10 protein-coding genes and 1 pseudogene are annotated in these 12,520 nt (G+C 26.2%); all 11 read left to right on the top strand.

Annotated elements, in window-relative coordinates; genetic code table 11:
* The first annotated feature begins 134 nt into the window (after nt 1-134).
* The 11 genes and pseudogenes from pglF to ATR_RS06985 all read left to right on the top strand — a co-directional run bounded on the left by pglF (nt 135) and on the right by ATR_RS06985 (nt 12,487).
* A complete protein-coding gene (pglF, locus tag ATR_RS07030; RefSeq protein ID WP_115428763.1) occupies nt 135-1,868 on the top strand; it encodes a UDP-N-acetylglucosamine 4,6-dehydratase (configuration-retaining) in 1,734 nt (577 codons plus the stop codon).
* 109 nt (nt 1,869-1,977) lie between these two features.
* Complete coding sequence (locus tag ATR_RS07025) at nt 1,978-2,442, top strand: Spy/CpxP family protein refolding chaperone (RefSeq protein ID WP_115428762.1); 465 nt, start codon at nt 1,978-1,980, stop codon at nt 2,440-2,442.
* A 24-nt stretch (nt 2,443-2,466) separates the two neighbouring features.
* On the top strand, nt 2,467-3,147 hold the full coding sequence (locus ATR_RS07020) for a response regulator transcription factor (RefSeq protein ID WP_115428761.1): 681 nt from the start codon (nt 2,467-2,469) through the stop codon (nt 3,145-3,147).
* Nucleotides 3,144-4,358, top strand: coding sequence for an ArsS family sensor histidine kinase (locus ATR_RS07015; RefSeq protein WP_115428760.1), 1,215 nt, complete (start codon nt 3,144-3,146; stop codon nt 4,356-4,358). Before ATR_RS07020 ends, ATR_RS07015 begins: the two co-directional genes overlap by 4 nt.
* A gap of 54 nt (nt 4,359-4,412) precedes the next feature.
* Nucleotides 4,413-5,522, top strand: a complete 1,110-nt coding sequence (locus ATR_RS07010) for an aminoacetone oxidase family FAD-binding enzyme (protein ID WP_164966901.1) — start codon at nt 4,413-4,415, stop codon at nt 5,520-5,522.
* Between the two features lie 49 nt (nt 5,523-5,571).
* Nucleotides 5,572-6,510 (top strand): annotated as a pseudogene (locus ATR_RS07005) (methyl-accepting chemotaxis protein); the annotation flags it as partial.
* Nucleotides 6,511-6,513: 3 nt separating this feature from the next.
* The gene (locus tag ATR_RS09985; RefSeq protein ID WP_407923298.1) at nt 6,514-6,978 is read left to right on the top strand and encodes a CZB domain-containing protein; all 465 of its coding nucleotides are present in this window, start codon (nt 6,514-6,516) and stop codon (nt 6,976-6,978) included.
* On the top strand, nt 6,975-7,346 hold the full coding sequence (locus ATR_RS07000) for a response regulator (RefSeq protein ID WP_115428757.1): 372 nt from the start codon (nt 6,975-6,977) through the stop codon (nt 7,344-7,346). Before ATR_RS09985 ends, ATR_RS07000 begins: the two co-directional genes overlap by 4 nt.
* A 35-nt stretch (nt 7,347-7,381) precedes the next feature.
* Nucleotides 7,382-9,265: a PAS domain S-box protein gene (locus ATR_RS06995; RefSeq protein ID WP_164966902.1), complete on the top strand. Its 1,884-nt coding sequence runs from the start codon at nt 7,382-7,384 to the stop codon at nt 9,263-9,265.
* The gene (locus ATR_RS06990; RefSeq protein WP_115428755.1) at nt 9,249-11,666 is read left to right on the top strand and encodes a sensor histidine kinase; all 2,418 of its coding nucleotides are present in this window, start codon (nt 9,249-9,251) and stop codon (nt 11,664-11,666) included. Before ATR_RS06995 ends, ATR_RS06990 begins: the two co-directional genes overlap by 17 nt.
* The gene (locus tag ATR_RS06985; protein WP_115428754.1) at nt 11,663-12,487 is read left to right on the top strand and encodes a TIGR00282 family metallophosphoesterase; all 825 of its coding nucleotides are present in this window, start codon (nt 11,663-11,665) and stop codon (nt 12,485-12,487) included. Before ATR_RS06990 ends, ATR_RS06985 begins: the two co-directional genes overlap by 4 nt.
* Nucleotides 12,488-12,520: the final 33 nt, after the last annotated feature.

Below are 12,520 nucleotides of genomic sequence, written 5' to 3'. Positions count from 1 at the left end.
ATTGATTGGAAAATAGAAAAAGAAAATATAATATTGGGTGATGGTGATAAGGACTTAAAAAGTTTTAAAGATGTAAAATCACTTTTTCTTTATGAAAATAATTTATATAAAATGATAGCCAAGGAACAAATAATATGTTAAAAGATAAACGATTTTTAGGGGTAATTGTAAATGTAGTAGTATCTGTATTTTCACTTTATTTAGTTACCTTTTTACTAAATAAAGAGCTTACTCTTATTATTTTACTTGTAGTGATAGGATTTAGAATATTAGCCTCTTTTATATTTTTTGATGACTATAAACTCTCTTGGTCAAAAGCTTCTACAAAAACAGGTTTAATGAAAATAATATTAGCAGTGATTAGTTTTGCTGTTTATACTCCTATTTTGTATTATGTTTTTAAAGTTCATTTTAATATTTTATTTATAGATTTGATTTTTTATACTTTTATTACAAATATATTAGTCTATGTTTACAAATATTATCATTCAATAAAAGGAAATAAAAAGACAAAAATATTTGTGATATATGGAGCTGGAAGAGCGGGGCTTCAACTCCAAAGAGAGTTTTTAAGTAGTGAATATAAGCTTCTTTGTTTTATAGATGATGATGAGATTTTACACCATAGAAGTATAGATGGAATTTCAATTTTTTCAAAAGAGAAATACAAAAGTAATTATAATAAAACAAAATTTGATTTGATGATTATAGCTATGCCTTCAGCAAAAAAATATGAGATAAATAAAATCTATGAAGATATGCAAGGTAGTTTTGAGACTATTAAAATTCTTCCATCTATGAATAATATCCTAAAAGATGAGAACTTCTCAAAACAGCTAAAAGATATAACAGTAGAGGATTTATTAGCACGTCATCCAAAAGATTTGGATAAAACTGCTATAAAGAACTTTATTTTTGATAAAAAAGTTCTAATTACTGGTGCTGGTGGAAGTATAGGAAGTGAAATAGCTAGAAAATGTGCATCTTTTGGGGCAAAAGAGCTAATACTATTAGACCATAGTGAATTTAATCTTTACTCTATTGCAGAAGAGCTTTGTAGCTTTAAACCAAAACTTGTAATGCAATCTATTTTAAATAAAGAGTTTTTAGATAAAACTTTTGAAAAATATCTTCCAGATATAGTAATCCATGCAGCTGCTTATAAACATGTCCCGTTGGTGGAAGAAAATATTGAAGAGGGGATTTTAAATAATATTATAGGTACAAAAAACTCTATAGATTTAGCAATAAAATATGGAGTTAAAAAGTTTGTTCTAATCTCAACAGATAAAGCAGTTCGTCCGACAAATGTTATGGGAGCTACAAAAAGAGTTTGTGAACTTTATATTCAAAATGTTGAAAATATAAATACTGAAATAGTTGCAGTTAGATTTGGAAATGTCCTTGGAAGTAGTGGAAGTGTTATTCCAAAATTTAAAGCTCAAATTGAAGCTGGAAAAAATATTACTGTAACTCATCCTGATATTACAAGATATTTTATGCTAATTCCAGAAGCCTGTGAGTTGGTACTTCAAGCAGCAAGTATTGGAAAAGGTGGAGAGATTTTTATCCTTGATATGGGAGAACCTATCAAAATTGTTGATTTGGCTAAAAAAATGATAGAACTTAGTTATAAAAAAGATATAAATATTGAATTTTGTGGCTTAAGAGCTGGTGAAAAGTTATTTGAAGAGCTATTAATAGATGAAAGTGATAAAAAAACACAATATGAATCAATTACTGTTGCTAGTAAAACAGAGTTTAATATTGAAAAATTAAATCAAAAAATAGAAGAACTTCTAGCTAGTAAAGATAAGATAGCAAAGTTAAAAGAGATAGTTCCAGAGTTTGATCATAAATTGAATTAATAAAAAGATCTTTTTATCTCTAAAAACATTAAGTTTTTATTAAGATAGAGTTTAGTTTGAGTTAATATTGACTTGTAATAATTTCTTATATCAAAACAAAGGATAAAAGATGAAAAAGATTGTAACAAGTATAGCTTTAGCTTCAATATTAGTAAGTGGTTTATCCGCTCAAGGTTGGCAAAATTGTGATTTCAATCAAAATCATAATTACAGTAAAAAAGGTGATAGATATTATCAAAAAAACTATATGCCACAAAGACATTATGGAAATGGAAATGGAATGTTGTGGATGTTTGGTGAACTAAACCTATCAAGTGATCAAAGAGCAAAGATTTATGATATATTAAAAGATAGTAGAGCAAATCAAGAGTTTCCTTGTGATGCATTTACAAAAGATAGCTTTGATAAAAATAAATTTGCAAAGATTATGAAAGATAAACAAGAGAAAAGATTTGAAAGACAAGCAGATGTATTAGAAAAAGCTTATAAAGTTTTGGACAGTAAACAAAAAGAGCAACTAAAAACTCTACTTGAATTAAGAAAGAATAATATGCAACAAAGATTTGAAGATTAAAATTCAAATAAAAAAGGAGTTACTTTGATAAAAATTGCAATGATAGAGGATGATTTAGAACTAGCAGAAGTTTTAATAGAGTATTTAAAGCAGTTTAATATTGAAGTAGTTAACTTTGAAGAGCCATTTTTGGCTCTTTCTAGTTTAAGCCTACAAAAGTTTGATTTGATAATTTTGGATTTAACACTACCAGGAATGGATGGATTAGATGTTTGCAAAGAGCTAGTAAAACTTGATGTTCCTATAATAATCTCAAGTGCTAGAAGTGATATTACAGATAAAGTAACAGCTCTAAAACTAGGAGCTGATGATTACTTACCAAAGCCCTATGACCCAAGAGAGTTGGAGGTAAGAATTACTACAATTTTGCGAAGATTTAATAAATCACTAGATAAAACTGTAGAGGAGACAAAAGAGAAGATTTTTGTTCTAAATGAAGAAAAAAGAGAGATTTTAAAAAATGATAAGTATCTAAGACTTACAGCTGCCGAATTTGAAATATTAAGCCTTTTTATAAAAAGAGAGGGTTTTGTAGTAAGTAGAGAAGATATTTTTGAAAATAGTGATGTTTTAAATAGTGATTATGAAAATAGTGGTTCATTAGCAGTAATTATAAATAGAATAAGACATAAAATAGAGGATAATCAAAAAGAGCCAAAATATCTTCACACAATTCGTGGGATGGGGTATAAGTTTATACAATGAATAAAAGTTCGATAATTTTTTCAACAACTCTAAACTATTTTATTACAATATTTTTATTAATCTTCGCCTCTGTTTTTTTAATCTCAAGTGAAAAAATTGAGAAAAAAGAGCAAATTTTTGAGAGATACAAACCTATTATAAGAATGGTTCATAAGCAAAGAGGAAACTTTGATAATTTCTTTATAAATAGCCTAAAAGAGATGAATTATGAGATTTTTATTGGTAAAAGCATAGATGAAACATTAAAAACAAAAAATAAGAGAGTACTTTTTGCTAGAAAAAATGACAGAGAGAGTTTTAAAATTTTTGAAATAGATGATAAGAACTATATTTTATTTGAAAATAGAGTAGATAGAATGTTAATAAAAGATCTTGATAGCTTTGATTCTTCAAATAACTTTTATACTATTATTGTCTTTTTATCTCTATTTTTTGTGATTAGTTTTTTATATTTTAGAACTCTAAAAAAACTAAAACCATTAAAAGTTTTAAAAGATAAAGTAGTAAATCTAGGAGAGGAGAACTTTGATTTTGATTTTAAAAGTGAAAAAAGCAACGATGAAATAACACTTTTAGCAAATGAGTTTAAAAATAGTGCAAAAAAATTAAAAGGTATAAAAGATGCCAGAAATATATTTATACGAAATATTATGCATGAGTTAAAAACTCCAATTACAAAAGGAAAACTACTTTTAACTTTAGAACAAAATCCAAGAAACATAGAGAGATTAAAAGAGGTTTTTATAAGACTTGAAAATCTTATAAATGAGTTTGCAACTATAGAGGAGATAATTTCTCAAAGTAAAACTTTGCAAAAAAAGAGCTATTATTTAGAAGATTTAATAGATGAAGCAAAAGATATTTTAATGCTTGAAGATGAGAATATTATAAACTCTTATGCAAATATAAAGTTAGAGGTAAATTTTAAACTCTTTTCAATAGCGATAAAAAATCTAATAGATAATGCAATAAAATACTCAAATGATAAAAAAGTAGAGATAAAAACAGAAGGAAATAGTATCTGTTTTATAAATAGTGGAGAAAAATTAAAAGGAGATTTTGAGAACTATTTAGAGCCATTTTATGGAAAAAATCAAAAAGGCTCTTTTGGTTTAGGGCTTTATATAGTTTTTAATATTTTAAAAGCAAATGGATATAATCTTTTTTATGAATATAAGGATGATAAAAATATTTTTATTATTAAAAAGTAAAAAGGATTTAAAATTTACGATATAGCAATAATTGGAGCAGGAGCAAGTGGGCTTATGTTTGCTTCAAATTTAGATAAAAATAAGTTTAAAAATGTCTGTTTGATTGAAGCAAATAGCAAAATAGGAGCAAAAATAAAGGTATCTGGTGGTGGAAATTGTAATATTACAAATAAATTTGTAAAAGAGAACCGCTATTTAGGAGATGAAGAACTTATAAAGAAAATTTTAAAAAATTTCTCAAAAGATGATATGCTAGAGTTTTTAGCAAAAAATAGAGTATTTCCCAAACTAAAAGAGACAATTGTAAAAGGTGCATACTTTTGCAACTCTTCAAATGAGATTATAGAGATGTTTTCGCTTCTTACAACAAATATAAAAAAGTTTTTTGATACAAAGGTTTTGGATATTGTTTTTGAAGATGAGATTTTTACTATTTTTACTTCTAAGCAAGAAATAAGAGCAAAAAAGCTTGTTGTTGCAAGTGGAGGATTATCCTTTCCAGTTTTAAATGCTAGTGATATTGCTTTTAAAATAGCACAAAAATTTTCTCATACAATAAAGAGTTTAAATCCAGCCCTTGTAGGCTTTACAGTTCAAAAAGAGCAATTTTGGTTTAAGGAGTTATCAGGACTTTCTCTATTTTGTAATATTTTTGTGGAAAATAGAAAAATAGAGGGAAATCTTCTTTTTGCTCACAAAGGTTTTAGTGGACCAGCTGTTTTGTCTAGCTCTTTATATTGGACAAAAGGAAAAATTATTATAGATTTTTTACCAAATAAAAATATAGAGAGTTTTTTAAATACAAATAAGCTTATTAGTAGCTCTTTGCCTCTACCAAAAAACTTTTTAAAAGAGTTTTTAAAAAGCATTGATTTAGAAGATAAATCTTGTAGTAAATTAAATAATAATGAGATAGAAAATCTAAAACTTCTAAACTCTTATAGTTTTGCACCTGCTGGAAATTTTGGATATACAAAAGCAGAAGTTACAAAAGGTGGTATTTGTTTAGATGAGATAGATATAAATAGTTTTGAAAGTAAAAAACAAAAAAACTTATATTTCCTTGGAGAGTGTTTGGATATAACAGGAGAATTAGGGGGGTTTAACTTTCAAATAGTTATGGCAGAAGCTTATATTTGTGCAAAACATCTAAATAGAAATTAAGTTATTTTTTGGTAACTTCTCATAATTATTTAAAAAGAGGGGATATTAAATGTTTTTTGGAAGTAAAGTAGATAATAGTTTGATAGAAGGCTTAAAAAAAGAGATTTTAGAACTTAAAACTAGTTTAGAAGAGAAAGATAGAGAGTTAGAGCTTAGTAAAAAAGATTTTATTATTAAATTAGATAGTGTTACTAAAAGTAAAGATAAAGAGATAGAGTTATATAAAACTATCTCAAGTTTTTCTCAAGAAGAGGGGCTTGTAATTTTCGATGAAAATTATAAACTTTTTTTTGCAAATGATTTATCTAAAACAAATATAAAAGATTTTTCTCCAATTGTAGATGCAGTAAAAGATAATGAAGAGAGAGTTGTTCTAGAAGAGTGTGAAGCAAAAATGTTAGTAAAAAAATATGATAACTATACTATTGTATCTTTGCAAAAAACTTCAATTCATGATAATAAAGAGGGTGGACTTTTAGAAAGACATAATAAAAATATGACTAAGTCTCTAAGTGATACACAAAACACATATTTAGAGCTTTTAAAAGAACTTCAAGATATGCAAAAAGAGTCAAGAGAGACTGCAAATGGTTCAACTCAAGGATTAACTCTTACAAAAGAGGTTGTAATTGACACAGAGAACTTATACAAAGAGATTGCTAGTGAAAATGAAGTTGTAGAGTCTTTAGTTTCAAAGAGCAAAGATATTGCTTCTGTTATAAATATCATTCAAGAAATTGCATTTCAAACAAATATTCTTTCACTAAATGCAGCAGTAGAAGCAGCAACAGCAGGAGAAGCTGGAAAAGGTTTTGCAGTTGTTGCACAGGAAGTAAGAAATCTTGCAAGTAGAAGTGCTGATGCAGCAAAACAGATAAAAGATGTTGTTACAACTATTCAAAAAGAGACTGAAAAGATTAAAGAGAGCTCAGATATTGTAACAGGTGTTGTAAATGAGACAAAAGGAAGAATAGAGTCTTTAAGTAAATTGATGAATACATTCCAAAAAAATTCAAATAGAGCTGTTTATGAAGTTGAAAGTATCTCAAATAAAATCTTTATAAATCTTGCAAAACTTGACCACGTAATTTATAAAAACAACCTATATCAACTAATCTTTGGAAATACACACAACTTCAAACCAGTTGATCATACTCAGTGTAGATTGGGACAATGGTATAACACAGGGCTTGGAAAACAAGAGTTTAGCTTCACACAATCTTATAAAGGCTTAGATACTCCACACACAATTGTTCATAAAGAGGCAAATATCCTTGCAAATGAGTGTTCTGGTTCTGAAATTGCTTGTTCAAAAGAGTTAATTGAGAATAAAATTGATCTTGTTGAAAAAGCAAGTGAACAAGTGTTTATATTCTTAGATAGAATTCTTGAAGAGAAAAATGAGCAAGTTATGAAAGAAGCTGCTAGTAAACTATTTAATGAGGAGAAAAAATGAATAAAATAAATATAGCAATAATAGATGATGAGGTAGAGATTCTAGATATGTTAAATAGATTTCTAAGTAGAAATCCAAAGTTTTCTGTGACAACATTTTCAAATCCACTTTCAGCACTATCTTCAAATAATGGTACAAACTATGATTTAGTATTACTTGATATTATGATGCCTCAAATGAATGGTTTGGAAGTTTTAGAAAAATTAATAGAAAAAAATAGTGAACAAAAAGTTATTATGATGACTGCTTATTCAACACTTGACAAAGTTCTAAAATCTCATAAAATAGGTGCAACAAACTATATTATGAAACCTTTTAGTTCACTAGATGCATTAGAAAAAAAGATTTTTGAAGTATTAGAAGCTTAAGAATGCGAGAACAACACCTATTTTATAGGTGCTTGGTGCTCTTTTTTATCACCTCTTTATTAGCTATTATAGGTTTAAACAGTTTTAAAACAAATAGTTTGAAAAACTTAGAGGAGAGTAAAAAAAATGAGATACTAAGTAGCTACGATAGTTATTTTAATGATCTAAAAAAAAGAGCAGATTTTATATATTTTAATGAGTTTGTACAAAGCAATAAGATAATCTCAATTTTACAAAATAACTCACAAAACTCTCTTAAAGAGAGACTTTATTTAGAATTCGAACCACAATTCTCTTTTTATAAACATATAGAGTTGTATGATATTAGTTTTTATACAAAGGATGCTATTTATATCTTAAATTTCAAAGATGAGCAAATAGAAGATAAATTTGCAGATGAGATAGTTTTAAAGACAAAATCTACAAAAAAAGATAGTAGTGATATAAAAATGGAAGATGATAAACTATATATAATCTTTTCAAAAGCTATTATTGATGAAAAATTAGAGCTTTTAGGTTTTGTTAATTTTGAGTTTGACTTTGAAAAGTTCCTTGAAAGTATAAATGGAGATTTAAACAAAAAAAGTATTTTACTTTTAGATAATAATAAAATAGATAAAAACTTTATAGAGGTTTTAGTTCTAACAGATAAAAAAACTATATATCTAAATAAAAATAGCTTTGAAGATAGTGTAAAAGTAATAGAATTAGAGAACTACTATCTTTTTTTAACTATATTTTCTATAGTTATTTTAGCAGTTCTAAGTTTTTTGATATATTTAATCAGGATTTTAAAGTATAAAAATAGAGAGATAGAGCATAAGTATAGTGAGCTTTTTTCTCAACTTGATGAATATGTACTAAAGTTAGATACAGATTTAGATGGGAAAATTACATTTGTAACAAAATATTTTTGTGAAGTTTCTGGATATTCAAAGTCTGATATTTTGGGAAAAAATGTAAATATCTTAAGACATCCTGATATATCAATTAACTTCTATAGAAAGTTTTGGAAGGATCTTAAAAAACTTAAAATTTGGAATGGAGAGCTAAAGAATAAAGATAAATTTGGAAATACATATTGGATTAGAACATCTTTATTTCCTATATATAATAGTGATAAAACAATTTGTGGTTATAGTTCAATTAGAACAGATATAACTGCTATAAAGCAACTTGAAAAGGCAAATAGAATTTTAAAAGAGGATTTGTCAAATAAGTTAAATGAGCTTAGAGTTCAGGATAAAACTGTTTTAAACTCTACAAAAATTGCTCTAATGTCAAAGATTTTAGATAGTTTTTCTCATCAGTGGAAAACTCCAATAGCAAAAATTTCTTTTGAGTTACAAAAATTAGATAACATAAAAGATATTTATGAATTAAAAGAGATAAAAAATAGTGTAGAGAGTGAACTTTTAGAACTATCAAATCTTTTAAATGACACAAAATCTCTATTTTCAAATAAGTTTGGTAAAAAAGCAAATATATCTAAAATTGTAAAAGAGTTGGTTTTAAAGCTAAATAGTGAAGAAGTAGTTGTTTTAGATGATTTGAAAGAGGATATTGAAGTTAATATTTTAAATAGTGAGTTAAAAAGTATAGTATCAAATATTGTTTACTCTATTTTGGATTTATCAAAACTTTACTCTATAGAAAGAGTAAAAATAATAATTTCGATTGAGTATGATACAAACGAAGATTTTGTTTTAAAAATTGAAGATAATATTAAAGATATTAGGAAAGAGAACTTTTTAAAAGAGATACTAAAGTTTGAAGATGATAAATATTTTGATACAAAACTACATCTAGCAAAGCTTTTAATAGAGAAAAATCAAGCTATTTTCTGGTCTAAAGTTTTAGAAGAGAAAACAAGCTATTACATAAAATTTAAAAAGAGCAACAATGAAGATGACTTTTAATATAAAACTTTTTAGTGCATTTATTCTGCTTATTATAATAATCCTATTGGTTATAAATATTGCATTTCATAAATACTATACAGAGTATAGCAATAAAGTTGAGAGTGATAAATTAGAGTATATTTTAGATGCAAAAAGTGATAGCTTTTTAAATTTTATAAGAAAATATGATGAAAAGCTAGGATTAGTTGAGAGATTTTTATCTAATAATAGTGATAAAAAGGATGTCACTAATAATATAAAAAAGTACATATTTGAAGATAAAAATATTTTAAATTTCAAGATAGTCTCTTTCTCTTCAAAAGAGAGTTTAAAGCTTTATAATCAAAATGCAAATAGAAATATACCAGTCAAGGGACTTAGAACTTTATATATGGAACCATATTTTAAAGAGTTACAAAACTTAGATAGGTTTGAGATTTTTCACTTTTGTGAAGATGGAAATAGAGATTTCTTAAATTTTGCAATAAGAGGGGAAAAAGAGTTCTATATTATTAAAGTTGATTTAAAAACACTCTTTGACGATATTTCAAGCTCATATAGTAATAGAATTTTAATTCAAGATACACACGGTGTCTTTTTTGACTTATCTAAAACAGAGATAAATAGTAGTGATTATATCTCTAAAAAAGTATATATAAAAGATAATAAGTTTTATACATTTTATATAAAAAAAGCTTCTAATACGCAAGATGTATTGAGAAATGATTATTATAGTTTTATAACACTTTTTATATTTATTTTAGCAATAGTTTTAGCATATATTTTTACAACAATTATAAATAGAGATAACAAAAAAGTAGAAGATGAAAATAAAAAATTAAATTTTGATATAGAAGAGAACTCTTTGGCTTTAAATGAGAATCAAAAAATAATGAATGAACATATTATGTTTATACAAATAGATAAACAAGGAGTTATATCTGATATAAGTCATGCTTTTAGTAGTTTTTTAGGATATGAACAAAGTGAACTTATTGGGCATAAATATACTCTATTTATCTTTAAGGATATGAAGCAAGTTCTAAAAAAGGCTCTAAAAAATAGTTTAAATAGTAAAACTTTTGAACTAAGAAATATTCAAGGTAAAAGAAAAAATCTAGAGAGTTTTTGGGTCGATATTTTTGTGGAAGAGATATCTTTAGCTGATGAGTCGTTCGTATATAATGTTATTTGCCAAGATGTTACAGATAAAAAAAGAATTTATAATTTATATCAAGATTTAAATACAAAAATAGATGAGTATGATGCGATTTTTGAAAATGTTGATAGTGGAATTGCTCTATTAAACCTTGGGGGACAGTTTGTAAAAATAAATAATAAAATGATGACTCTTCTAGGATATAGTGAAAAAGAGCTACTAGGTTTATCTGCTATTGATGTAATAGTGCCTAGTTCAAAAGATATATTAAGCAAGATGTTAAATAGTATTGGAGATTTGACAAAAATTTTAAAAGTGGAGAAGATTTTTATAAAGAAAGATAAAACTCCAATTCATCTTGAACTATCTTTGATACTTTTATCAAAAAAAGAGAGAATTATATTTATATTAAACTCTTTAGAGGATAAAAGAGAGCTTCAAGAACTTAATTTTAATCTTGAAAAAACTATAAAAAAAGAGATAAAAAAGAGTAAAGCAAAAGACATAATACACTATCAAGAGCAGATTAAAAGTGCAAAACTTAGCTATATAGGAGCTTTATCTGCTGGGATTACTCATGAGATAAATACTCCATTAACATATGTAAAAGGGAATTTAGAGTTAATGCTCTATGATATAGAAGATTTAGAACCAAGTGCGATAAAAGATAGAATGCTTCAAGATAGTCAAAAGATGAAAGAGGGCTTAAATAGAATTGCAAATATAGTTGAAAGTATGAGAGAAATATCACATTCAAAAGAGGGTGTAAAATCCAATTTTAATATATATGCGACTATACTTACAGCTTTAACAATGGCACATAATAGAGCAAAACATATTTCAAAAATATATCTAAATGGCGAAGTTTTTGATATAAATAGTGTAAATAGTGATAAATATATATTTATGAGTAATGTCCAAAAACAAAGAATTGAGCAGATTTGGATAATAATTATAAATAATGCTTTAGATGAGTTAATAAAAATAGAAGATTATGATAAAAGAGAGCTAAAAATAGATATCTTGGAAGATAAAAATAGTATTCTTGTAAGATTTAAAGATAATGCTGGTGGTTTAAGTAAAGATATACTAAAAAAACTATTTGAACCATTTACTAGCTCAAAGACTCAAGGTGGAATGGGAATAGGACTATCTATTGCTAAAAAAATAGTTGAAGAGCATAATGGTAGTATAAAAGCTTATAATGAAGATAATGGTGCACTTTTTGAAATTAGATTAAAAAAAGAGGATAATGTTTGAGAATAGGATTTATAGGTGATATTGTAGGTCGCCCTGGAAGAAAAATAATAAAAGATAGTTTAAAAAATATAAAAGAAGAGAACAATATTGACTTTATAATAGCAAATGGTGAAAATGCAAGTCATGGTTTTGGGCTTACTCTTGATAGTTTTAAAGAGTTAATGTCTAGTGGAATAGATATAATAACAGGTGGAAATCATAGCTTTGATAAAAAAAAAGATGTTCAAATTTTACATGAAAGCGGGAAAGTGTTAAGACCTGATAACTATCCAGAAGGAGTAGTTGGAAGTGGAGTAGCTATTTGTGATGTAAAAATTGGAGATAAAAGTGAGAAATTGGCAGTTATAAATCTAATGGGTCAATTTGCTATGCCTTTGGTTGAAAATCCATTTAATTGGGCTACAAAATTAATACAAAATTTAGAAGAACAAAATATAAAAAATATTTTTGTAGATTTTCATGGTGAAGCAACAAGTGAAAAAAGAGTTATGCTTATGATGTTTAAAGGCAAAGTTAGTGCAATTTGTGGGACACATACACATGTAGGAACAGATGATTTACAAATTTTTCAAAATACTGCCTATTTGACAGATATTGGATTAACTGGTTGCTATGATAATGTTATAGGAATGGATGAAAAAGCACCAATTAAAAGAGCAACGACTGGAATAGGTTCTCACTTTGAAGTTCCAAACTCTTGTAAAGCAATACTTCAAATGATGGTTGTAGATATAGAAGATGGAAGAGCTATAAACTCTTTTAAGATAAAAAAATATTGTAATAGCGGTAAACTGCACATTAGTGATGCAATAATTATTTAATGATAGTTTAGATAAAATCAAAGAATATCTGTT

Source organism: Aliarcobacter trophiarum LMG 25534, assembly GCF_003355515.1.
In the GTDB taxonomy this organism is placed as follows: Bacteria; Campylobacterota; Campylobacteria; order Campylobacterales; family Arcobacteraceae; genus Aliarcobacter; species Aliarcobacter trophiarum.
Note: the sequence above shows the minus strand (reverse complement) of the source record. Positions and strands in the feature narration are given on the sequence as shown.